The organism is Pantoea sp. NSTU24, from assembly GCF_050157905.1.
Classification (GTDB): Bacteria; Pseudomonadota; Gammaproteobacteria; order Enterobacterales; family Enterobacteriaceae; genus Pantoea.
Window position 1 is genome coordinate 3,614,368 of record NZ_JBKIWZ010000001.1, and the last position, 22,459, is coordinate 3,636,826.

The following is a 22,459-nucleotide window of genomic DNA, read 5'->3' on the forward strand; positions in this document are numbered from 1 at the left end:
CTCATTCTTTTTATTCCAGCCTGCCGGGTCTGCTGGGTCCCGCCCGGAGCAGCAGTTCGACAGAGGAGTTAAGCATGAAAGCGTTGTTCAGCCCGCATAAGCTGGCCCTTACCCTGGCGGTGGTCAGCGTCTTTAGCCTGACCGGATGTCAGACCACAACGAAAAAAGTGGATGGCAGCGGCGCGGTGGTGATGCAGCCCTCCAGCCCGGACAATCTGATCCAGCGTGAGCTGGAAGAGGGCGTGCAGCAGATCGTCTATCTGCCCGCAACCAATACGCTTTACATCGCCAGCGCGCAGGCGGCAGAGACGATTAGCGGCGGTATGATCCATCAGCTTGATGCGACCACGCTGCAGAGTCGCGGAGCAGGGCACTTCGATCTGAAAAATGTGGGTCTGATCGGTGAACCGGACGGCAGTGCGCTTTATGCCACCAACGCCGTTGATGGCGCGATCACCGCGATCGATCCGGCAAACGGCAGGGTGCTGAAACGCCTGATTCTGAATGAGAAAGCTCAGGATGGTCAGCCCTGCCATCCACATGAAATTTTACTGCATGACGGCCTGCTCTATGTGGGTGATTCGGGGGTGATCTGGGTCGTTCAGGCGAAAACCCTGAAGCTGAAAGCCCGGATTACCGCAGCCGGAAGCGCAATCGGCGGCCTCCTGTTTTCCCCGGTCAGCGACCGGATTTACGCGACGAATGGCAGCGGAGAAATCCTGATTATCAATCCGCGTAATCACAGGATTGAGCAGCGTCTGACGGCGGGTGACGGACAGGCCGATCCGTTCCTTAACATGGCGGAAGATCCGGCAACGGGCCGGCTGTTTGTCACGGCGCATTCTCCGGCCGGACAGGCGCGGGTGTTTGATGAGCGGAGTGGCCGGGTGATCCAGAGTCTGATACCGGGCAATGCATGGGGGATTAAATTTAACGGCAAGCGCAATGAAATCTACATCAGCCAGCGTGCGTCGAAAAAGGTGCTGCAGCTGGATGGTACGACTTATGAGATTAAAAACAGCTGGTCCTTCGAGGGGCATCCTGAAAATCTGCTGGTCGCACCGGATGGGCAGACGCTCTTTGTCACCCTGAAACAGGCGATAAATGAGGATAATGGCGGCCAGGCGCAGGATGGCGTGGTGCGAATTAATCTGCAGTAAAGAAAGGCGGCGCGACGGCCGCCCTGTTAGCTGTTACCTACTTATTGACACCCTCAACCAGCACGACGCGGTAGTTGGCACCTTTCAGACGATGCGCTTTGGCCGCCTGATATTCCGGGCTGTCGTACCAGGCGTGAGCCGCTTCGCGGCTCGCAAACTCCAGAATGACCACACCTTCCGCTTCCTGACCTTCCAGTGTTTCCAGCTCGCCATAAAAAGCGAGTGGATTGATCTGATGATCGCCCCGTGCCTGGCCCGCTTTTTCAGCGTAGATCGCCATTTCATCCTGGTTCAGGGTGTTATCACGAATAAAAACAACGTATGCACTCACAGGTTTCTCCTTAGGCTTTTTTATCCTGAGTCTGGGTATCAAAGTCGGCGGCATCATGACGCTCATGCAGCTGATCGGCCGGATCACCCATCACACGGTTGACCTTGCGGCCACGTATTACGGCAGGGCGCTGCGCGATCTCATTCGCCCAGCGCACCACATTTTTATAGGACTGCACATCCAGGAATTCGGCAGCGCCATATTGATCGTTGAGCACCATGTTGCCGTACCACGGCCAGGTGGCGATGTCGGCGATGGTGTAATCCTCACCGGCCAGATAGCGGTTGTCTGCCAGCTGACGATCCAGTACGTCAAGTTGACGCTTCGCTTCCAGCGTGAAGCGATTGATGGCGTACTCAATTTTTTCCGGCGCGTAATGATAGAAATGACCGAAACCACCGCCCAGATAAGGTGCGGAGCCCTGTAGCCAGAACAGCCAGTTCAGGGTTTCGGTACGGGAGGCGGTATCTTTTGGCAGGAAGTAGCCATATTTTTCTGCCAGATAAAGCAGGATATTGCCCGACTCAAATACCCGGATAGGCGGCGTAGCCGAGTGGTCGCTCAGCGCCGGGATTTTTGAGTTCGGGTTTACGTCGACAAAACCACTGGAGAACTGATCGCCGTCGCCGATACGAATCAGCCAGGCATCATATTCTGCATCGTTAACGTTCAGCGCCAGCAGCTCTTCCAGCAGGATAGTCACTTTCTGGCCGTTTGGCGTGCCCAGTGAATAGAGCTGCAGGGGATGTTTACCGACCGGCAACGCTTTTTCATGGGTAGGCCCTGCGAACGGACGATTCGTCTTCGCACCGTTGCCTTTAGCTTCAGGATCCCAGGTCCAGACTTTTGCGGGCTGATATGCATTTTCCGACATAATGAAAGTTCGCCTTGTGATGTGAGGGTTGGTCTGGAGTGTAGCAGGTGCTGCGAAGACGGTTTAACTCTGCTGGCTGCGTGAAGGCGTGCTGCCCCGCGTGGAGGTCAGGCGGGCTGCGGCGTCGGAGAAAAGTGCATAAAAGTGTGTCAGGCGGAGGGGTGAGGGTTCTGATCAGGCGATACCGTGCAGCAGGCGACTACTGCACGGCAGGCAGGTTTACAGCAGTTCCCGCTCAATCCGTTCACGGGTTTCGATAGCCTGTACCTTCATTTTTTCCGGGTAGCCAAACAGAGAGGTGGCGATAATCGATTCACCGCCCACTTTATGTGTGCGGGTGGCAAAATCGGTGTCGCGCAGCGTTTTAAAGAGGGTGTCGAAATCTACTTCGCCTTCGCCGACGCCAACGTGCTGATGAATGGTGGCATCCACTCCCGGCGGGTTAACGATGTAGCGACAGTGTCTGGTGTGATTCATGGTGTCGGCGATCAGGACGTGGGACAGGTCGTCTCCGGCATACTCCAGCATCGGTTTCACATCGCCTTTGCCTTTGTCATAGAAAAAAGTGTGTGGCGCACTGTAGATATACTTCACGTTGTCGCTGCGGAACGACTTCACAATATCCACAGTTTCGTTACTATCTTCGCAGAAATCCCATGGATGCGCCTGACTTTCGACGCGAATCCCTTCACGTTCGAGGAGCGGCAGCAGCTCCTCCATTGAGCGATAGAACATCTCTTCGCAGATTTCCGGCTCGTTTGGCGTGCCGGAGAGTTCGGTGTTGATCACTGGCACCCCCATCTCAACCGCGATCTCAATCATCCGCTTCCAGTTTTTCACCGCCGCCTGACGACGCAGCTCATCCGGGCCGGACCAGCGATAGACGACGATAAATGAGGAGATCGCCAGGCCGGTGGCACGCAGGGCATTTTTGTACTCGGTGATGATTTCACGGCTGGCTTTGGGGTGCTTATAAAAGGGGTTGATCTGCGGATGCGGTGACTGTTCGATATAGCTGTATCCCCACTCCGCGACCTGATGAACCATTCGGGTGATGCCCAAATCTTTAATCACATCCACATCAAAAGCGATTTTCATCTGTCTGCTCCGGCAAGGTTGAAGGAACGGTTCCTGACTGAAGAGGACGCCTGTCTGGGTGCCACTTTTGCAGGGATCTTTCACCGGTTTTAGCAAATGACTGTTTTAAAGAGAATGCAGAAAGAAATTTATGTTTCATTTTTGCAAAAGCGATCAACTTTATGTGATATTTTCTATCAAATAAATGAGAGAAAAAGGTCGTGCCGCGATAAAGTGTTATCGCCACCCACTATAACAGAGCGTAAAGAGGGAGAAGGGATATGCCAAAAATAACGATGGCCGCCGTTGCGCAGGCGGCGGGCGTGGGAGTGGCTACGGTGGATCGGGTGCTGAACCGTCGCGCACCGGTGCGCAGCGCCACAGAGCAGAAGGTGATGGCGGCCGCCAGATCGCTGGGCTATCAGCTGACACAGGCACACAGCCAGCATGTCGCGCCGCCCGCCGCGCAGGCGTTACGCTTTGGCTTTATCCTGTTGCCCTCGCGCTATTCGCTCTATCAGCAACTGGGCGAGGCGCTGAAACAGCAGGCGAAACAGCAGCAGCCTGCAGGCAGTGAACCGGTCTTCTGCTGGCATGATATTCATGACGTGGAGGCGGTAGCCCGTTCAGTGCGGCAGCTGGCGCAGTGCTGCGACGCGATCGCGCTGGTGGCGCTGGATCATCCGCTGATTCGTCACGCGATTCAGGATGTTTCGCGGCTCGGTGTGCGGGTTTACGCCCTGTTCTCCGACTTTTCGGCCTGTGAACATGCGGGGTTTATCGGCATTGACAGTCAGAAAGCGGGACGCACTGCCGCCTGGATGGCCCGCCACCTGCTGCGCCAGCCAGGGTGCGTCGGCGTGCTGATCGGCGACCATCGCTTTACCTGCCAGGAGAGCAGCGAAATCAGTTTTCGTTCCTCCCTGCGTGAGTCGGGCATCAGCCAGCGCGTGCTGGAGCCACTGAAAACGAACGAGACGGCAGAAGGGGGTTACCAGGCCACCCGGGCGCTGCTGGAGAGCCATGACGATCTGGTCATGATTTATGCCCCCTGTGGCGGCATTGAGGGCGTGGTACAGGCGCTGCGTGAGAGCGGACGCACGCAGATCGACCTGGTGTGCCACGGCCCGCTACCTGGCGACGAACTGGCGTTGATTGACGGTACCATCACGCTGATGCTGCGCCACCGTATTGAGGCGATGGCCGAAGCGGTGGTCGCAACCTGTCTGAACGGGCGGATGGGGCCGCGGGATCGCTTTGCACAGGTTATTGTGCCCTTTGAAATTGTGACGCGGGAAAACCTGTAGAAAGAAGGTGTTAGCCTTTTAATGATAGGAATCTATCATTTAATGCAGCTTTTAAAAGCGATCTCTATCAAAAAGTGAAACTTTCATCGTTGTCTGAGATGAAATTTTTGTTTGATACTGCCGGCAGTTCTTACTGCAGAGGCAGACACGATGACCTTTCACATTGCTAATGCGCCCTGTAGCTGGGGCGTGGACGATCCCGCCAATCCCTGGCTGCCACCCTGGCAGAAGGTCCTGACCGAGGCCGCGCAGGCGGGCTATCCGGCCATCGAACTGGGGCCGTGGGGCTACCTGCCCACCGATCCGGCTGAGCTGACCCGGCAGCTCGATGCGCATCAGCTTTCGCTGGTGGCGGGTACGATCTTTGACGATCTGGTCAGTGAGGCCCATTTTCCCTCGCTGGTGACGCTGACCCACAACCTTTGTCGCACCCTCGCCTCTGTCCCGACGGCGGCGAAAACGCCCGGGGCCAGCGCGCCCTGTCTGGTGATTATCGACTTCGGCAATCCGGAACGGGCGAAATATGCCGGTCAGTCCGGTAATGCGCCCCGGCTTTCCGCGGATGCGTGGCAGCGCATGATGCGGCACATCACCCAGCTGAGCGAGATCGCCTGGCGGGAGTATGGCGTGCGGCCGGTGATCCATCCGCATGCGGGAGGCTGTATTGAGTTTGCCGACGAACTGGCGCAGCTGGTCAGGGATATTCCGCATCAGGTCGCAGGGCTGTGCCTGGATACCGGCCACCTCTGTTACGCCGGGATAGACCCGGTGGCGGCGCTGAAAAAGTACTGGACGCGCATCGACTATCTCCATTTCAAAGATGTGAATCTGCGGGTCTGGCAGGACGCCATCACGCGCGGAGTCGACTTCTTCACCGCCTGCGCGGAGGGCGTCATGTGCCCGCTGGGCCAGGGCGCAATCGACTATCCGGCCGTGCACGCGCTGCTGACAGAACGCCATTACCGGGGCTGGATCACCATTGAACAGGAGCGCGATCCGCGCCTTGCCGACACCAGCCTGCGCGATGTGAAAGCCAGCCTGGACTATCTCCGAACAACTGGATTCTGAGGGCAACAGCATGATTAACGGAAAAAAAGCGGCTAATCGCTCACTGCGCTGGGGAATGATCGGCGGCGGCGGTACCAGTCAGATAGGCTACATCCACCGTTCGGCGGCGCAGCGTGACGGTAACTTCACGCTGCTGGCGGGTGCCTTTGATATTGATGCCAGGCGCGGACGTGAGTTTGGTCAGGCGCTGGGTGTGGAACCTGAACGCTGTTACCCCGATTATGCCAGCCTGTTCGCCGGAGAAGCCCTACGCGATGATGGGGTCGAGGCGGTTTCGATCGCCACGCCGAACAATACACATTTTGCCATCTGCCGGGCGGCGCTTAATGCCGGATTGCATGTGGTATGCGAGAAGCCGCTCTGTTTTACGCTCGAAGAGGCCGATGAGCTGGAGCAGCTCAGCCGGGAGAAGCAGAAGATCGTGGGCGTCACCTACGGCTACGCCGGACATCAGCTGATCCATCAGGCCAGAGAGATGATCGCCGCAGGGGCGCTGGGCGAGATTCGCATTGTGAACATGCAGTTTGCTCACGGTTTCCATAATGAGGCGGTGGAGCTGCAGAGTGAAAGTACCCGCTGGCGGGTAGACCCGCGTTTTGTCGGGCCGAGCTATGTATTAGGCGATCTGGCCACGCATCCGCTGTTTATCGCCGAAACCATGCTGCCGCAGCTGAAGATGACGAGGCTGCTCTGCGCGCGCCAGAGCTTTGTTGCCTCGCGCGCGCCGCTGGAGGATAACGCTTTTGTGATGATGGAGTATGACAACGGTGCGGTCGGCACGCTCTGGGCATCGGCGGTCAATGCCGGTTCCATGCACGGGCAGAAGATTCGCGTCGTTGGCGCGAAAGCCAGTCTGGAGTGGTGGGATGAGCAGCCTAATCAGCTGCGTTATGAAGTGCAGGGCGAGCCGGTGCGGATTCTGGAACGCGGTATGCCCTATCTCAGTCCGAATGCGCTGGCAGAGGATCGTATCGGCGGCGGACATGCTGAAGTTTGTTTGAAGCCTGGTCGAATCTCTATCGCCGTTTCGCGCTGGCAATGGACGCCACCGATCGACGCGACATCGCTTTTCTGCAGGATTTCTGGTATCCCGATGTTCATGCAGGGTTAATGGGCGTGCGCTGGGTCGCCCAATGTGTGAAATCGGCGGATGCCGGCGCGACGTGGGTCGCATGCTGAAGCCGCTTAAGCCAGCGTGGAGAGTAGTATGCCTGCCGGGCAGGACCCCGGCGTTTACCCATGATCCGTCATGAAAGTGCGGGCTTCAGTTTCAGAAGCCCGCAGTGTCCGGTCAGTCGACTCTCTTTACTGATAGGAAAAAGTAATGCTCGCCAGAGCATTTGCGGTGCCAGGAATCAGGTCGCCCGTGCGGATATACTGCGTCTGGAAAGGCAGTGATAATACCTGTTTTGCTGACGACGTGGTCTGAATAAAGAACTGGTTAAGCGTACCCATAGCCGAGCTATCGGGGCCCATGTTCAGCGGGCCGATACCGTTGTAGAAGAACCGGACCCCCACGCCTGAGGCCGTTGAGTCACCCGTCAGTGTGACCACCGATGAACGGTTAGCGGGCGTCGTCTGATCGGTCATCACCGCACTGACTGCAATCTGCTGGTCACAGGTCAGTGTGACATTGAATGCCCCGGAAGGTGAGGTGCTGCCCACCGTGGACAGTGTGCGAATGTCGAGCGTACCCAGATTGACATTGGCACTTTTGGTATTGACCGTACAACCGCTGGCAGCCACCGTAATAGTGGCAGGATTAATAATTACCTGTGCCGTTTTGGTTTCATTACTGTAAGCGGTCAGAACGGCGGCATGGATGGTCGGTGTGGTATACACACCTGATTTCAGCGCCGTTCCCGTTTTAATGAAGGTTATTTTTGCTGACCAGCCCAGATCCTGCGTAACGCCCGTTCCTCCCTGCACGGGATAACTCTGGGTGATGCCCGATTGCAATGGCACATATTTCGAGCCATTAAAATCTTTCAGGCCAATAATGTAGCCTACGCCGGGTACACCTGTTTCAAAAATGGTGTAGTTAACGCCATCGACAACCACCGTCGCGCCGCTCATGATTGCCGATGGAGAAGGCTCAAGCGTTCCCTTTGAGCAGGCCTGCCATAAATATCCGCACCAGAAAACCTGATTAACATCGGCTGACGCGCTCCAGGCCGAGCCAATGATCTCACCCGGTATTACGGAGTCTGCTGGCCCGGAATACTGCATGGGTCTGGGGGAGAGGGTGATATCTGATTTCAACTCCAGCGCCATCACACTGGCTGAAATGAAAAAGCAGGCAAGCAGCAGTAAAACACGCATCATTGATACTCCGTGGTCCAGGTGGCGATAGCAGAAACATCGCCAGCGGTAACGTCCGGGCCTGTAGCGGCGAGTCGGGCATAGAAATTTAGCTGGACGCTGTCACTCCCTGCGGCACCATACGTTGTCGTCTGTGTGCCCAGCGGGACAAGTGCCCCCTCTTTATTCAGAATTTGCACGGCCACGCCGGTCGCGCCGCCCTTTGCCGTTTTAAGCAGTCGCGGATCGATATCATCCGGTGTGCCGCTGAAGCGGATCTTCACCCCGGAAAACGTCGGCCCGCACGCTTCCAGCGTCAGGGTAAAAGGTGTCTTAATGTTGCTTACCGCGCCCGCTTTGCTTAACTGTCTGGTACCGATAGCGCCAAGCGGAACATTTTTCTCCAGCGAATCCGCAGCGACCACACAGGTATTGGCGATCAGATTGCCTGTAACGGAAACCAACACATCGTAGCCCCGGACCGGCATTGTGCAGGCCAACAGCAGGATAAGGCACACAAGGCGGATTACTGACATGTTCCCTCCAGGGTATAGAGGCCTGTACGGGCATTAAAATCCTGCTTATCGAGCTGATAGTGCACAGTACAACGTGCTGCGTTATCTTTACCCCAGACCGCGTTAAGGGTGCCTTTCAAGGGCAGACCCGATAAATAGACGCTGCCGCCATCACCCACAATGCTGCTAATCTCGCTGTCCGCTAATGCAACGACGCTACCAAACGGTAAATCGATACCATGCTGTCGCAGGATAAACATCGCTTTTGCACCGCGCTGAGTGGCGATAGTCGCTCTGACCAGAGCGCCGTCAGTTGGCGTGGTGCTGATCATGGCGTTATCAAGTTCCACATCACTGCCTGCGGTTGTGGCATCGAGTCCGACCCGGTTCATGCGATAGGCTGTAGCGTAAGGAATCACGGCATAACCTCTGCTGTCGGTTTTAATACTTCGATGGTTGAGAACTGAAACGTCGCTGGCGCCTGGTGCTTTGATCAGAATATTGGTGTTGCCCAGCGGCTGGCTCAGCGTCAGGCCATCTTCGTGCAGTACTGCCCCTCCGCTGATGCCGTAACTCAGGTTACGGGCGTCACGTCCATAGCTGTATCCCAGATTGTACTGGCCGCGCTGGTTTTTATATTGCAATGCAGCATCGCCGCCATACCGTTGCTGTGCGTTGTAGCGCTGACTGACGCTGTAGTAGAGCTCATCAGTGCCGGGCACATAGCCGCTGACGCCACCGCTGTAGGTGGTGCCTGCTGATTTTCCCTGCGTGGTAGAAAAATGCGCACGTGTCGAATTTCTGGTATCACCAAAAGGTATCGAGAGCGACAACGCCACAATGTTATCTTTATGGTCATCATACAGCGTGGTACTGCGCTGGAAACTGACGCCCAGCGAAGCCATGCGGAAAGTTGTATTCCATGCGAACTGGATGCTCTGGGTTGTTTGCGGGGTGCGCCAGTAGGTTTGCTGATTCCACGACAGAGACAGCGAGCCATATTCATCCATCGGCTGGGTGAGCTGTAGCTGATTTCTGGTTTTGCGTGACAGCCGGAGGTCATAGACTTTTTCATAGCGGGTCGTGATCGTACCATCCGCTGCCACGACCTGCTCGGGTCTGCCGCCATACATTCTTTTATATGCCGTATCGCTGAGGCTATAGAAACCCTGGGTGGAGTAACGCAGCGAATAGAAGTTAATGCGTGTTCCGATATCATTGAGCAATTTGCTGTAGCGCAGACGCAGAGAGTCCCCGCTATAGCGTCTCGCATCAGCAAGCTGACTCAGGGCATGGGTCACATCCAGCGAATAGGCCCCCAGATGCCCCAGGTTCTGACCGATACCCGCTGCAACACCGCGATAGCGTTCAGATAACTGCGCACCACCATAAAAGGTGAGTCCATATTTCCAGCCATAAAACAGTTCACCCTGGGCAAAGGCCGGCGCGTCCTGATTATTCACCGGCTGGAATTTTCCGGCACTGAGGGCATATTTGGTCTGACCGGTTCGGATCAGATTCGGAACGCTGGCGAAGGGTACGGTAAACCGGCTTTCGTAGCCGTCACTCTCTTTGACTGTAACCGAGAGATCGCCACCTGAAGAGGTGGGATAGAGGTCACTGAGAACAAAGGGGCCAGGTGACACGCTGGTCTGATAGATAACATTGCCATTCTGCCGTACGGTGACGACGGCACTGCTACGCGCAATTCCCCGGACTTCCGGTGCGTAACCGCTCAGACTGGCAGGCAGCATATTGTCATCAGTTTTCAGTGCCAGTCCGCGAACCCCTACAGGATCAAACACCTGTGATGAAGTATAGGTTTCCCCGGCATAAAACTGCGCGCCCAGCGCCGGAACATCGCGCTGCAGCCAGGTCTGAACATGGTTAAGTTTATGCGTATCTTTGGTCCATGTGGTGTAATCGCGCAGCCGCCATGCGCCAAGATTGATACCGCTGTTCAGGCTGGCAAACAGCTGCTGATCGCGGGTTTCAGTCTTGCCTCTGAAAGTGTTATCTGAGCCATTGATGACATAGTTCAGCCATCCGGCGCGAATGCCATATTCCCAGCTCTCCGGGCTGACATAGCCGCGTGGCAGATTATGCATCCTGCTCTGAGGCAGAGTGATATCAAGGGTAAGTGTTTGCGTCCTGTAGTCTGCGCTGCTGTCAGGAAACAGTGTCTTAAGGAAATAGCACTGCTTAGCCAGCGGCAGAGTGACCCCCTTTGCTTGTGACATATCTACACCCAGTGCATCAAGCTGGCTGGCTGTCAGACAGGGAGCCGTAACCTCTTCCCCATTGAATTTATCCACTGCAAAAGTGACGTTACCAGTGAAGGCATAATTCTTATTGATGTAAACGTTGATGTTATATTTGCCTGGCGGTAAATCGCTGCCTGTGTTGACCCAGGATAAGTCAGCCGCTGAAGCATTCTCGCCATTAAGAAAGGCGGGATTAAAGTGCAAATCGCTCTCCGCGGCGGCGGTATATCCGATGGCATGACAAGCCACCACCGCACAAACGATTTTCATTTTCACGCATTTCTCCCTTAATGAGTCTGGTTATGGTTCAATGGCGCGCGGGTTTCAGGTGTCCATGCACCGTAGTCATTAATGGTCTGAAAGGTCAGTGAGGCAGGCTGGCTGAATTTTTCCGCCAGCGTGAGCGTGGATTCTGGCGGCAACATCACAGGTTTAACTGCCTTGCCATCCACTTTTATATTTATAGTGGTGATGAAATAGGGCGTTGGATTGCGGAGGGCGATATTTCCTGCCCTGTATTCGCCAGTGACTTTTTTCCATGCTTCGTTAGCATCTCCTCGCAATGAAGCCGGACGATAAAATACTTTAATGCGATTTGCAGAGGCGAATTGCAAAGAATTCCCTGCACTATTTTCCATTTGTTGCGGAATCGCTTTAACCGTCATCCAGTAGAGAGATTCACGATCCTGCGGCAGAGACTTACCGTTGAAAATAATTTTTACTACGCTTTCAGTGGAGGGCTTCAGAACATAAAGCGGAGGGGTAATAACAAAATCCTGTGTACGCGCACCGCTGGCTGTTTCCATCCAGGACTGAATTAAAAATGAGGCGGTCGTATGGGTATTTCTGACCTGGAGGGTGGATTGCTTTGAATCCGAGGCGTAGACCATTCGTGTCGCACCTAATCCTACGCCACCCGCCTGTGCCGCTGATGAAAACAGTGTGGCAGTCAGAAAAAACCAGATAAAAGAACGCATTTTTTCTCCGGAGGTTCTGTTTATGCCCGGTTGTTAAGCCGGGCATAACGATTACGAGTAGGTTACGGTATAAGTGGCAACAGCACTGGCATTACCGGCTGTTGCACCACCGGTTGGTGAGTAGTATTTAGCGCTAAAGTTCAGTGTGTTAGAGCCTTTTCGCAGAGGGATTGCAGTCGCTGTTTCACCCAGTTTTACGACATTGCCCTGCTCATCATAAAGACGAATTGCCACGTTCTGCGCGGATGTTGCGCTGCCGTTTACCCCGGCTGCCAGGCTGTTGGAGTCGTGGCTGTCTGGTGTTCCTGAGAAGGTCACTGCAACTGTTGTCGCGGCAACAGGATTTGTGCTGGTAGAAGTTGACGTATCAGCAATGGCGCAATCTTCAAGCGCGATAGAGAATGTTTTACCAACCTTTGCTTCACTGCCTGCAGCGGCCAGCGTAGCCGTGCGGACTTCACCCATATCAACATCAATGTTTGCGCTGTTAGCACTGATGGCACAGGCTGATGTCACGACGCTTCCGTTAAAATTAACAGAACCACCGCTGGTGGTTGCCGCCAGGGCTGAGCCCATTGGAAGAAGCGCTGAAATACCTAATGCCAGGAGGTGTTTTTTATTAAACTTCATTTTCATGAGATTACCTTTATTGTTGGGTTTGCTTTATTTTTTAAACGGCAATTGACAGCAAACAGAGAGGTTATTTTTACTCTAAATACGTGAGATAGCGAAGCTGAAATATGCGTGTATTTCTTTTTGACAGTGATTATTTTGTCTTGTCGAACATTAAGGGATGATGTGTGCAGATTAGCGCTCTCCTGTTAATGAACAAGGTGGAGGTATTATAATTTATTTAATAAAAAAATCACCCGCAGGATTAATTATGTATTCAGGGTGGGAGTAAATAATTATTCTATATTTGAATTCAGTGTTAAAAAGTATTTATTTTTTTAATGGCGGGGCGTAGATAAATAAGCATTTTATTAATATCAATTATCAAATTGGAACTCTGTGGTCTCTCTGAAGGGTTTTAGTTTCTTGTTAATTTCCTACCGAAAAGAAGAAGATTATCTGTCGCCTTGCAAACCTGTTCTGATAATGATCAGGAATTATCATTTTAATTGTCTCTGCGTAACCTTCAGAATTTGTGGATAAAAGGTCCGGACCACAGTGCGCGCAAACAGCAGAATCCTTTTTTATAACGGAGTGCATTATCACCGGATTTGTGCAGCAAGGGATGCTGACAGAGGGAAGAGGAAAAATGAAAAGAGAGAAAGCGAAATGAAACGCCAGGGATCAAACGATTGTTATGCCTGACAGGCAGGCTGACCGGCCAGGGCGGACTGAATAGGGGGCTGAAAAGAGGAGTGGCATAGCGCTGCCGGGAACGGAGGAACGGCAAGACTGCAAATAAATCTCTGGAAAACCTGTTCCCGGATGCCGTCAGTCCGGCTTGTCAGAAAGAGCACGCTGTATCATGCAGTAACGTATTGTGTGATGTCACTGGGCGCATCTGCCGGACGGTTTAAAAAGGCGTGGCGGCAGAAAAGTAAAACTTCTCAGCGAAGCGGGTTTTCACCTTCCGGAGGCCGGACCTGAAAATGCCGGGTTCCTGTTTGCACCGTGCGTCAGCGCGATCAGGAAGGTAAATAGGGGATGTGATATCGAATCGTTGATGACGGCCTTATCCCAAAATGAAAAAACCCCCGCCGAGGCGAGGGTTTCAAATTTTGGTGCCCGAACCCGGAATCGAACCAGGGACACGGGGATTTTCAATCCCCTGCTCTACCGACTGAGCTATTCGGGCAACGGGGCGCATTAAACCGTAAAGGCCGCAGGTCGTCAACGGCTTTCACGAAAAAACCCCTGAAAACGTGACTGATTGCCTGATTTTCAGTCAGGACCGATAAAACTTCAGGCCAGCGCGCCCTGTTTACGGCATAGCGCGATGCTGTAAACATCTTCCGCCAGGCGCTGGGCGGTGGCGACATCCTGGACATTACGCTTTACCAGCAACTTGCTCAGGCAGCCTTCCAGAATTAACTCCATCTGATCGGCCACCATGGCAGGATTATCCAGCGCCTGATCCAGAAGGATGTCATGCGTAAACTGCCAGGAACCACGCTTCTGCTGTTCGGCCAGTTGATGAATGGGCTGGTCGGGTTGCGGATAGAAGCTGCAGGCGGCGATAAACAGGCAGCCCGGGAAACGGCCTTTGCTGACCTGCTCAGCCAGGACTTTATAGCGTGCCATCAGCTTCTGCTCCGCCGTCAGCGACGCATCCAGCAGGATCTGCCGTCGCCAGGTCTCAATCTGTTGCCCGTGATAGCGCAGCGCATCGTAGAGCAGAGCATCACGGTCGGGCCAGAAGAGCTGCAGCTGTTCTGAGGGTAATCCGGAACCCGCCAGGGTCTCCAGTGAGAGGGTGGCGGCGAGGCCGTTCTGTTCAAGCACATTTAAGGCATGCTCGAGTATCTGTTCACGCTGCAAGTGGCTCTCCTCTGGTCTGCTGGCCCGGCTATATTACCGGGCAATCATCTGACTCCAGTGTTGTTTATGGGGTAAGTTTCTGCAAATGCGCCCGGAAGTCGGCGGCATTGAGAAACCCGGTGAGACGCGATCCGGGGATTTCGCGGCCCTGCGCATCAAAGAACAAAATGGTCGGTAATCCCAGCACCTGAAGATGCTGCAATAGTGCATTGTCGCTGGCGCTGTTGGCCGTAACATTCGCCTGCAGCAACTGAACCTGACTCAGGCTGGCGCGTACGGCGCTATCGCTGAAGGTATATTTCTCGAACTCTTTGCAGGCCACACACCAGTCAGCATAGAGATCGACCATGGTGAGACGGCCCCCGGCCTTTTGCAGCGCGCTGTCGAGCTGATGCGTCGTCTGAACAGGCTGAAATGGCAGCGCGACTGCGACTGGCTGCGCGGCAGAATTGCCAAAGGCCCAGTCCTGTAGCGGGCGGGCACTGATGAGTGCGGCGGCCAGCATGACGATTTGTACCACCCGCCAGCCACGGCTGCGGATATGCAGGCTGACGCTGAACGCCCAGCCGAAGAAGGCCACGCCCAGCAGGCTCCAGAGGCGTAATCCCCAGATATCGCCGAGTATCCGCTCCAGCAAAAATACCGGCAGCGCCAGGATGACAAACCCAAACCCTTCTTTGACGGTCTGCATCCATGGGCCGCTTTTCGGCAGCAGGCGGTTACCAAAGAGGGTCACGGCGATCAGGGGTAACCCCATCCCGAGCGCATAAAGCCACAGCGTACCGGCACCGGCCCACAGATTGCCGCTCTGCGCGATATAAAGCAGGATGGCGCTGAGCGGGGCCGTGGTGCAGGGCGAGCAGATCAATCCGGCCAGCGCCCCCATCAGGAAGACGCCGGGCAGCGATCCTCCCTGCTGGCGATTACTCCACAGGGTCAGGCGGGTTTGCAGGCTGGCGGGCAGCTGCAGCGTAAACAGGCCAAACATCGACAGGGCCAGCACGATAAACAGCACGGAGAGCGTCACCAGCACATAAGGGTGTTGCAGCGCGGCCTGGAAACGCAGACCGGCGGCCGCCACGATCAGCCCCAGCAGCGTGTAGGTCAGCGCCATCCCCTGCACATATATCATTGCCAGTGCAAACAGCCGGCCCAGCGAATAGTGGCGCTGTCCGCCAAGAATAATGCCGGAGATTAGCGGATACATTGGCAGCACGCAGGGCGTAAACGCCACACCGATGCCAATCAGCAGCGCCCAGAGCGGGGAAAAGGGCAGCGGGCTGGCGGGCGAGGGTTGAGCATCAGGTTTATCGATGGCCGTCGCCGCCTGTGCGGGCGCGCTACTGGCAGCCACCGCGTTCAGCGGAACGGTGCGGGTTTCCGGCGGATAGCAGAACCCGGCAGCAGCACAGCCCTGATAGGTGACGCTGAGCGAGGCGCCGCTGGCGGCCTGCTGCAGCGTCACCGGCAGCGTCAGATCCGCAGGATAGATCTCGCTTTTGCCAAAGAACTCATCTTCATGCGGCTGACCGGCGGGCAGCATCGGCGGCGTAATCGTCGCGTTCTGCGGCGTGATGTGGATCTGCTGGCGATAGAGGTAATACCCTGATTTGACCTTCCAGTGCAGGTTGAGTTGCGCGCCCTGCTGGTCAAAGTCAAACGTAAACGCCTGGTCAACCGGCACGAAACGGCGGGTCGACGGGTCAGAGAAGAGGGAAGCGTGCGCCTGCAGGCAGATAAACAGCGCCAGCAGGAGCATAATTAAGCGAGAGATGCGTGCAGCCATGACAAGTATTCCCTGTCTCCATATTGAACTGGCAGAGCCAGCAGTTCGGGTACGTCGTAAGGATGAGCCGCTTTGAGCAGGTCACACAAAGCCTGCTGATGATCGCTATCGCATTTCAGCAGCATCTGAATCTCGCTGCTCTGCTCAATCTTTCCCTGCCAGCGATACCAGGAGATCGCCCCTGGCAGCAGGGTCACGCAGGCCGCCAGTCTGGCATCCAGCGCCAGCGTCGCGAGCCGCTGCGCCGTAGCCTGATCGGGCGTCGTACAGAGAATAACGACAGCGTTCATCCGAAAACTCCTGTTGGAAAGAGCGCCGATGATAGCACGCTCCTCCGGTAACACGATGCGGCGCTACAGTAGCAGCCCGCCGAATAGAAAGCCCGCCAGCACCGTCAGCGCAATAGCGATCACGCCCGGAATGATAAAGGCGTGGTTAAAGACAAACCTGCCAATCCGGGTGGAGCCAGTGTCATCCATCTCTACCGCGGCCAGCAGGGTCGGATAGGTGGGCAGGACAAAAAGTGCCGACACCGCCGCGAAAGAGGCAATCGCCGTCAGCGGGCTGACGCCCAGCAGCAGGGCGGCGGGCATTAACGCTTTGGTGGTGGCGGCCTGGGAGTAGAGCAGCATGGAGGCGAAAAACAGAATCAGCGCCAGCATCCATGGGTAGGTTTTCAGCGTGTCGCCCGCCAGGGTCTGAATATCGGCCAGATGCGCCTTCACAAAGGTATCGCCCAGCCAGGCGACGCCCATCACGCAGATACAGGCGCTCATGCCTGACTTAAAGGTACTCGCGCTGAGAATTTCGCTGGTGTCGAGTCGGCAGGTCAGGCTGATCAGCGTGGCAATGGTCAGCATAAACACCACGATAGCTTCATTGCGCGGCAGGGGCGGATTGACGATCAGGCCGACGCTGGCGCTGGTCGCGGTGGCATAGAGCACCACGGCCACAATGCCCGTCAGGAACAGCAGCACCGAGCGCTTTGCACCCGGTTTTGCCTGGTAGCGTGTGGCACCACGCAGGGTGGTTTCCCCTTTGGCAAGCCGGGCCTGATAGACCTCATCATCTTTTAACTCTTTGCCGAGGAAGTTTGTCACCAGCGCCGCCAGGAACAGACCCACCATCGTGGCGGGGATAGTAATCGCCAGCAGGGTGATGTAGCTGACGCCGCGCGGTTCAAGCAGCGTCGCGAAGAAGACCACTGCCGCCGAAATCGGTGAGGCGGTAATCGCAATCTGTGACGCTACGACTGCAATCGACAGCGGCCGGGAGGGGCGTACCCCTTGCTCTTTTGCCACTTCAGCAATCACCGGCAACGTCGAAAATGCGGTATGTCCGGTGCCGGCCAGCAGCGTCATCAGATAGGTGACCAGCGGGGCCAGCAGGGTAACGTGACGCGGATGGCGACGCAGCAGGCGTTCCGCCAGACTGACCAGATAATCCATCCCACCCGCCACCTGCATCGCTGCTATTGCCGCAATGACCGCCATGATAATTTCGATCACATCAAAGGGAATTGCACCGGGTGTCATGCCAAAGCCCAGCGTCAGGACCAGCACACCCATGCCGCCAGCAAATCCGATGCCTATACCGCCAAGGCGGGCCCCTAACCAGATCGCCATCAGGACGACCAGCAGCTCAACCACAAACATGAATCACTCCTGAAAAGTAAACCGGTAATTTCTGAGGCGTTGTGTATCAAAAAAAAGGCACACCGTGTTGATCGCGGTGTGCCTTTTGTTAACCAGCGCAGGTCAGACCTTACTGCTCGTTTTCATCGGTATAACGTTTCGCTTTATAGACGGGATACATCAGGTTCTGCACCGAGAAGATATCGTCCAGTTCACTTTCCGTCAGCAGGCCGCGCTCCAGCACCACCTCGCGTACGCTTTTGCCGGTTTCAGCACAGATTTTGCCGACGATGTCGCCGTTGTGATGGCCGATGTAGGGGTTAAGGTACGTTACGATACCAATGGAATTGAAGACGTAGGCTTCGCACACTGCGCGGTTGGCAGTAATGCCGTTGACGCACTTCTCCAGCAGGTTGTAGCAGGCGTTGGTGAGAATGCTGATTGACTCAAACAGTGCCTGGCCAATGACCGGCTCCATTACGTTAAGCTGCAACTGACCGGCTTCAGACGCCATGGTGACTGTAGTGTCATTGCCGATCACCTTGAAGCAGACCTGGTTAACCACCTCCGGCACCACCGGGTTCACCTTGGCAGGCATGATGGAAGAACCTGCCTGCAGTTCTGGCAGGTTGATTTCGTTCAGACCCGCGCGCGGACCGGAAGAGAGGAGGCGCAGATCGTTACAGATTTTGGAGAGCTTCACCGCCAGGCGTTTCAGCGAAGAGTGAACCATGACATAGGCGCCGCAGTCAGAAGTCGCTTCAATCAGATCTTCCGCAGGCACCACCGGCAGGTTACTGACTTCCGCCAGACGCTGAACTGCCAGATGCTGATAGCCATCGGGTGTATTAAGACGGGTACCGATAGCGGTCGCGCCCAGGTTGACTTCCAGCAGCAGTTCCGCGGTGCGCAGAATGCTTTTCGTCTCTTCATTCAGCAGCACGCTGAAGGCATGAAATTCCTGGCCAAGCGTCATCGGCACCGCATCCTGCAGCTGGGTACGGCCCATTTTCAGGATGGTCTGGAACTCATCGGCTTTATGCTGGAAGCCTTCAGAGAGCTGGCTGATGCCATCCAGCAGTTTCAGCAGTGAGCTGTAGACCGCGATGCGGAAACCAGTCGGGTAGGCGTCGTTGGTCGACTGGCATTTGTTCACATGATCGTTGGGATTAAGATACTGATACTCCCCTTTCTGGTGGCCCATCAGTTCCAGGCCAATATTCGCCAGCACCTCATTAGTGTTCATGTTGACAGAGGTTCCCGCTCCGCCCTGATAGACATCGACGGGGAACTGGTCCATACAGCGGCCGTTGTTCAGCACTTCATCGCAGGCCTTAATAATGGTATCGGCAATGTTGCGCGGGATGGTCTGCAGCTCTTTGTTGGCCATCGCAGCCGCTTTTTTCACCATCACCATACCGCGGACAAACTCAGGTATGTCGCTGATTTTACTGTTGCTGATATAGAAATTCTCAATCGCACGCAGAGTATGAACGCCATAATAGGCATCGGCCGGAACTTCGCGCATGCCTAACAGGTCTTCTTCGATACGAATGTTGTTCGCCATGATAACCTTCTTGTTGTTGCCGCTAACCATCACAGAGGATGTGTTTATTTTGTCGTGGTGCACCCGTGCCGACATATTATCCATCTTCACAGAGGCGTGAGCGATCATATTCTGATACCAGTGAAAATCATGCATGCAGATCACTTAATGCTGCAGCCTGGTTAACGATATGTGAAGTGGGTTACAAAATTAACCCCGCAGGATAAATTTGACAGAATCGGTTGAAAATGTCGGCGCGGGTGCCCATCTCTTTTCTTATCATCTGTGGGATGAACGCTTTCTGCTGACCGGCATGCTGCCGTTCAGCCCCTAAATACAGGAGAGTTCGGTGCGCTGGATACCGTTAGTCGTCTTTTTTGTTCTGGCCTGGATTGAGATTTCCCTCTTCATTCAGGTGGCACACGTCATGGGCGTGCTGCTGACCATGCTGCTGGTGATCTTCACCTCCTGCATCGGGGTGTCGCTGGTGAAAAACCAGGGCATGAAAAACTTTATGCTGATGCAGGAGAAGCTGGCGCGTAACGAAAGCCCGGCCAGTGAGATGATCAAAAGCGTGTCGCTGATCATCGCCGGTTTCCTGCTGCTGCTGCCGGGCTTTTTTACCGACCTGCTCGGCCTGCTGTTGCTGCTGCCGCCGGTTCAGAAGCATCTGACGCTGAAACTGATGCCGCATCTGCGGGTGTGGCGCGGCCCGGGGGCCGGTCCGGACAGTGGTTATACGGTAGATGGTGAGTTCGAACGTAAAAACAGCGATCGCCTTGAGCACCACGACGATCAGCAGGATCGTTAACGACCATTCCGGCCTGTGAAAAGCGCAACCTTCGGGTTGCGTTTTTATTTGCCCCACTGGCTGTTTGAAAAAGCGCCACCTGTCCTGTCCGGATAAAAAAATTTGTTGTCCGCCCCCTTGAAAGTGGATGGGTGTGGCCCTATCTCTCAGGTCACGAGGCCGGAAGCCATGCAGCCCGGTGTTCAACCCCAAAACTGAATGATTGGACTTCTCAAAGGAGAGCTATCAAATGAAAATTCGTCCATTGCACGATCGCGTTATCGTCAAGCGTAAAGAAGTTGAAGCTAAATCAGCTGGCGGCATCGTGCTGACCGGTTCCGCAGCCGGTAAATCCACCCGTGGTGAAGTACTGGCTGTTGGCAACGGCCGCATCCTTGAGAGTGGTGACGTTAAGCCGCTGGACGTAAAGGTTGGCGATGTTGTGATCTTCAACGAAGGTTACGGCGCGAAAACCGAGAAAATCGATAACGAAGAGGTGCTGATCATCTCTGAGAGCGACATTCTGGCGGTTGTTGAAGCGTAATTTTTTCGCGTAATTCACTGAACGAAACGAATTTAAGGGATATTTAAAATGGCAGCTAAAGACGTAAAATTCGGTAATGACGCACGCGTAAAAATGCTGCGTGGCGTGAACGTACTGGCAGATGCAGTAAAAGTTACCCTGGGCCCGAAAGGCCGTAATGTGGTTCTGGATAAATCTTTTGGTGCACCGACCATCACTAAAGATGGTGTTTCAGTCGCACGTGAAATCGAACTGGAAGACAAGTTCGAGAACATGGGCGCGCAGATGGTTAAAGAAGTGGCCTCTAAAGCGAATGATGCAGCAGGCGACGGTACTACCACTGCAACTGTCCTGGCACAATCTATCATCACCGAAGGCCTGAAAGCGGTTGCAGCGGGTATGAACCCGATGGACCTGAAGCGCGGTATCGACCAGGCCGTTCTTTCTGCAGTTGAGAAACTGAAAGCGCTGTCTGTGCCATGCTCAGACTCTAAAGCGATCGCGCAGGTGGGGACTATCTCTGCTAACTCCGACGAAACCGTGGGCCAGCTGATTGCTCAGGCGATGGAGAAAGTGGGCAAAGAAGGCGTGATCACCGTTGAAGAAGGCACCGGCCTGCAGGACGAGCTGGATGTGGTTGAAGGTATGCAGTTCGATCGCGGTTACCTGTCACCTTACTTCATCAACAAGCCAGAAACTGGCGCCGTTGAACTGGAATCGCCGTTCATCCTGCTGGCTGACAAGAAAATCTCTAACATCCGCGAAATGCTGCCAGTGCTGGAAGCCGTTGCGAAAGCAGGCAAACCACTGCTGATCATTGCCGAAGATGTGGAAGGCGAAGCGCTGGCGACGCTGGTCGTTAACACCATGCGCGGCATCGTCAAAGTGGCTGCGGTTAAAGCACCAGGCTTCGGCGACCGTCGTAAAGCGATGCTGCAGGATATCGCTATCCTGACCGGTGGTACCGTGATCTCTGAAGAGATCGGTATGGAGCTGGAAAAAGCCGCGCTGGAAGATCTGGGCCAGGCAAAACGCGTTGTCATCAACAAAGACACCACCACCATCATCGACGGTGTGGGTGAAGAGGCGACAATTCAGGGCCGTGTGACCCAGATTCGTCAGCAGATCGAAGAAGCCACCTCTGATTACGACAAAGAAAAACTGCAGGAGCGCGTAGCGAAACTGGCAGGCGGCGTGGCCGTTCTGAAAGTGGGCGCAGCAACTGAAGTTGAAATGAAAGAGAAGAAAGCCCGCGTTGAAGATGCGCTGCACGCAACCCGTGCTGCTGTCGAAGAAGGCGTGGTTGCCGGTGGTGGTGTGGCGCTGGTTCGCGTTGCCGCTCAGCTGTCTGAACTGCGTGGTCAGAACGAAGATCAGAACGTGGGTATCAAAGTTGCGCTGCGCGCAATGGAAGCACCACTGCGTCAGATCGTCTCTAACGCCGGTGAAGAGCCATCTGTTGTTGCTAACAACGTGAAAGCGGGCGACGGTAACTACGGTTACAACGCACAGACTGAAGAGTACGGCAACATGATCGACTTCGGTATCCTGGACCCAACCAAAGTGACCCGTTCTGCACTGCAGTACGCGGCCTCTGTTGCCGGTCTGATGATCACCACCGAATGTATGGTCACTGACCTGCCAAAAAGCGACGCACCTGATTTAGGCGCAGGCGCTGGCGGCATGGGTGGCATGGGCGGTATGGGCGGCATGATGTAATCGCCGTTGACGCCTTAGTCAGCTCAGAGCCCCCGACCGGAAACGGTCGGGGGTTTTTTCTTCTGTTACCCCCGTCACTTACCAAAACCATTCATTT

Annotated in this window: 19 protein-coding genes, 1 tRNA gene and 1 pseudogene; 7 read left to right on the forward strand and 14 right to left on the reverse strand. The window is 55.1% G+C overall.

The annotated features are described in order from the left end of the window. The first annotated feature begins 74 nt into the window (after positions 1–74). The gene (locus ACLHDD_RS17115) at positions 75–1,160 is read left to right on the forward strand and encodes a YncE family protein (RefSeq protein ID WP_427105018.1); all 1,086 of its coding nucleotides are present in this window, start codon (positions 75–77) and stop codon (positions 1,158–1,160) included. Between the two features lie 37 nt (positions 1,161–1,197). Here ACLHDD_RS17115 and ACLHDD_RS17120 read toward each other — a convergent pair whose 3' ends face one another. The 3 genes from ACLHDD_RS17120 to ACLHDD_RS17130 form a co-directional block, all read right to left on the reverse strand. Further along, a complete protein-coding gene (locus ACLHDD_RS17120) occupies positions 1,198–1,491 on the reverse strand; it encodes a DUF1330 domain-containing protein (protein WP_427105019.1) in 294 nt (97 codons plus the stop codon). A gap of 10 nt (positions 1,492–1,501) precedes the next feature. Then, on the reverse strand, positions 1,502–2,365 hold the full coding sequence (yghU, locus tag ACLHDD_RS17125; protein ID WP_427105020.1) for a glutathione-dependent disulfide-bond oxidoreductase: 864 nt from the start codon (positions 2,363–2,365) through the stop codon (positions 1,502–1,504). Between the two features lie 219 nt (positions 2,366–2,584). Then, positions 2,585–3,463 (reverse strand): sugar phosphate isomerase/epimerase family protein, encoded by an 879-nt coding sequence (locus ACLHDD_RS17130; RefSeq protein ID WP_427105021.1) that lies wholly within the window; start codon positions 3,461–3,463, stop codon positions 2,585–2,587. Positions 3,464–3,723: 260 nt separating this feature from the next. Between ACLHDD_RS17130 and ACLHDD_RS17135 the strand changes: the two genes are divergently transcribed. From ACLHDD_RS17135 to ACLHDD_RS17145, 3 genes and pseudogenes are all read left to right on the forward strand, one after another. Then, a complete protein-coding gene (locus ACLHDD_RS17135) occupies positions 3,724–4,749 on the forward strand; it encodes a LacI family DNA-binding transcriptional regulator (protein WP_427105022.1) in 1,026 nt (341 codons plus the stop codon). A gap of 150 nt (positions 4,750–4,899) precedes the next feature. Next, on the forward strand, positions 4,900–5,817 hold the full coding sequence (locus ACLHDD_RS17140) for a TIM barrel protein (protein ID WP_427105023.1): 918 nt from the start codon (positions 4,900–4,902) through the stop codon (positions 5,815–5,817). Positions 5,818–5,827: 10 nt separating this feature from the next. After that, positions 5,828–6,996, forward strand: a pseudogene (locus tag ACLHDD_RS17145) (Gfo/Idh/MocA family protein). Between the two features lie 126 nt (positions 6,997–7,122). Here ACLHDD_RS17145 and ACLHDD_RS17150 read toward each other — a convergent pair. The 11 genes from ACLHDD_RS17150 to aspA form a co-directional block, all read right to left on the reverse strand. Then, positions 7,123–8,142 carry a fimbrial protein gene (locus ACLHDD_RS17150; protein WP_427105024.1) on the reverse strand — a complete coding sequence of 340 codons (1,020 nt, stop codon included), beginning with the start codon at positions 8,140–8,142 and terminating at the stop codon, positions 7,123–7,125. Then, positions 8,139–8,654 carry a fimbrial protein gene (locus ACLHDD_RS17155; protein WP_427105025.1) on the reverse strand — a complete coding sequence of 172 codons (516 nt, stop codon included), beginning with the start codon at positions 8,652–8,654 and terminating at the stop codon, positions 8,139–8,141. The genes ACLHDD_RS17150 and ACLHDD_RS17155 overlap by 4 nt, the downstream gene beginning before the upstream one ends. Next, the gene (locus ACLHDD_RS17160) at positions 8,645–11,173 is read right to left on the reverse strand and encodes a fimbria/pilus outer membrane usher protein (protein WP_427105026.1); all 2,529 of its coding nucleotides are present in this window, start codon (positions 11,171–11,173) and stop codon (positions 8,645–8,647) included. Before ACLHDD_RS17160 ends, ACLHDD_RS17155 begins: the two co-directional genes overlap by 10 nt. An 11-nt stretch (positions 11,174–11,184) precedes the next feature. After that, a complete protein-coding gene (locus tag ACLHDD_RS17165; RefSeq protein WP_427105027.1) occupies positions 11,185–11,874 on the reverse strand; it encodes a fimbrial biogenesis chaperone in 690 nt (229 codons plus the stop codon). Positions 11,875–11,925: 51 nt separating this feature from the next. Beyond that, the gene (locus ACLHDD_RS17170; RefSeq protein ID WP_427105229.1) at positions 11,926–12,504 is read right to left on the reverse strand and encodes a fimbrial protein; all 579 of its coding nucleotides are present in this window, start codon (positions 12,502–12,504) and stop codon (positions 11,926–11,928) included. A 1,101-nt stretch (positions 12,505–13,605) separates the two neighbouring features. Then, a tRNA-Phe gene (locus tag ACLHDD_RS17175) sits at positions 13,606–13,681 on the reverse strand. A gap of 107 nt (positions 13,682–13,788) precedes the next feature. Next, complete coding sequence (dicD, locus tag ACLHDD_RS17180; protein WP_427105028.1) at positions 13,789–14,364, reverse strand: division control transcriptional repressor DicD; 576 nt, start codon at positions 14,362–14,364, stop codon at positions 13,789–13,791. A 64-nt stretch (positions 14,365–14,428) separates the two neighbouring features. After that, a complete protein-coding gene (locus ACLHDD_RS17185; protein ID WP_427105029.1) occupies positions 14,429–16,150 on the reverse strand; it encodes a protein-disulfide reductase DsbD in 1,722 nt (573 codons plus the stop codon). Next, positions 16,126–16,440: a divalent cation tolerance protein CutA gene (gene cutA, locus ACLHDD_RS17190; protein ID WP_427105030.1), complete on the reverse strand. Its 315-nt coding sequence runs from the start codon at positions 16,438–16,440 to the stop codon at positions 16,126–16,128. Before cutA ends, ACLHDD_RS17185 begins: the two co-directional genes overlap by 25 nt. Before the next feature lie 63 nt (positions 16,441–16,503). Beyond that, the gene (locus tag ACLHDD_RS17195; protein WP_427105031.1) at positions 16,504–17,805 is read right to left on the reverse strand and encodes an anaerobic C4-dicarboxylate transporter; all 1,302 of its coding nucleotides are present in this window, start codon (positions 17,803–17,805) and stop codon (positions 16,504–16,506) included. Positions 17,806–17,914: 109 nt separating this feature from the next. Next, positions 17,915–19,351: an aspartate ammonia-lyase gene (gene aspA, locus ACLHDD_RS17200; RefSeq protein ID WP_427105032.1), complete on the reverse strand. Its 1,437-nt coding sequence runs from the start codon at positions 19,349–19,351 to the stop codon at positions 17,915–17,917. A gap of 328 nt (positions 19,352–19,679) precedes the next feature. Between aspA and ACLHDD_RS17205 the strand changes: the two genes are divergently transcribed. The 3 genes from ACLHDD_RS17205 to groL all read left to right on the forward strand — a co-directional run bounded on the left by ACLHDD_RS17205 (position 19,680) and on the right by groL (position 22,362). After that, entirely contained in the window at positions 19,680–20,141 is a 462-nt protein-coding gene (locus ACLHDD_RS17205) for an FxsA family protein (RefSeq protein ID WP_427105033.1), read from the forward strand. A gap of 229 nt (positions 20,142–20,370) precedes the next feature. Continuing rightward, the gene (locus ACLHDD_RS17210) at positions 20,371–20,664 is read left to right on the forward strand and encodes a co-chaperone GroES (protein WP_003848316.1); all 294 of its coding nucleotides are present in this window, start codon (positions 20,371–20,373) and stop codon (positions 20,662–20,664) included. A gap of 48 nt (positions 20,665–20,712) precedes the next feature. Then, the gene (gene groL / locus ACLHDD_RS17215) at positions 20,713–22,362 is read left to right on the forward strand and encodes a chaperonin GroEL (protein WP_427105034.1); all 1,650 of its coding nucleotides are present in this window, start codon (positions 20,713–20,715) and stop codon (positions 22,360–22,362) included. Positions 22,363–22,459 lie beyond the last annotated feature (97 nt).

What these genes read in the sequence shown, in the direction of transcription:
- ACLHDD_RS17130 (WP_427105021.1), bottom strand. Translation starts at nt 3,463, where the DNA reads ATGAAAATCGCTTTTGATGTGGATGTGATTAAAGATTTGGGCATCACC.
- ACLHDD_RS17135 (WP_427105022.1), top strand. Translation starts at nt 3,724, where the DNA reads ATGCCAAAAATAACGATGGCCGCCGTTGCGCAGGCGGCGGGCGTGGGA.
- ACLHDD_RS17185 (WP_427105029.1), bottom strand. Translation starts at nt 16,150, where the DNA reads ATGGCTGCACGCATCTCTCGCTTAATTATGCTCCTGCTGGCGCTGTTT.
- groL (WP_427105034.1), top strand. Translation starts at nt 20,713, where the DNA reads ATGGCAGCTAAAGACGTAAAATTCGGTAATGACGCACGCGTAAAAATG.
- ACLHDD_RS17170 (WP_427105229.1), bottom strand. Translation starts at nt 12,504, where the DNA reads ATGAAGTTTAATAAAAAACACCTCCTGGCATTAGGTATTTCAGCGCTT.
- ACLHDD_RS17115 (WP_427105018.1), top strand. Translation starts at nt 75, where the DNA reads ATGAAAGCGTTGTTCAGCCCGCATAAGCTGGCCCTTACCCTGGCGGTG.
- ACLHDD_RS17210 (WP_003848316.1), top strand. Translation starts at nt 20,371, where the DNA reads ATGAAAATTCGTCCATTGCACGATCGCGTTATCGTCAAGCGTAAAGAA.
- aspA (WP_427105032.1), bottom strand. Translation starts at nt 19,351, where the DNA reads ATGGCGAACAACATTCGTATCGAAGAAGACCTGTTAGGCATGCGCGAA.
- cutA (WP_427105030.1), bottom strand. Translation starts at nt 16,440, where the DNA reads ATGAACGCTGTCGTTATTCTCTGTACGACGCCCGATCAGGCTACGGCG.
- ACLHDD_RS17140 (WP_427105023.1), top strand. Translation starts at nt 4,900, where the DNA reads ATGACCTTTCACATTGCTAATGCGCCCTGTAGCTGGGGCGTGGACGAT.
- yghU (WP_427105020.1), bottom strand. Translation starts at nt 2,365, where the DNA reads ATGTCGGAAAATGCATATCAGCCCGCAAAAGTCTGGACCTGGGATCCT.
- ACLHDD_RS17150 (WP_427105024.1), bottom strand. Translation starts at nt 8,142, where the DNA reads ATGATGCGTGTTTTACTGCTGCTTGCCTGCTTTTTCATTTCAGCCAGT.
- ACLHDD_RS17155 (WP_427105025.1), bottom strand. Translation starts at nt 8,654, where the DNA reads ATGTCAGTAATCCGCCTTGTGTGCCTTATCCTGCTGTTGGCCTGCACA.
- ACLHDD_RS17165 (WP_427105027.1), bottom strand. Translation starts at nt 11,874, where the DNA reads ATGCGTTCTTTTATCTGGTTTTTTCTGACTGCCACACTGTTTTCATCA.
- ACLHDD_RS17195 (WP_427105031.1), bottom strand. Translation starts at nt 17,805, where the DNA reads ATGTTTGTGGTTGAGCTGCTGGTCGTCCTGATGGCGATCTGGTTAGGG.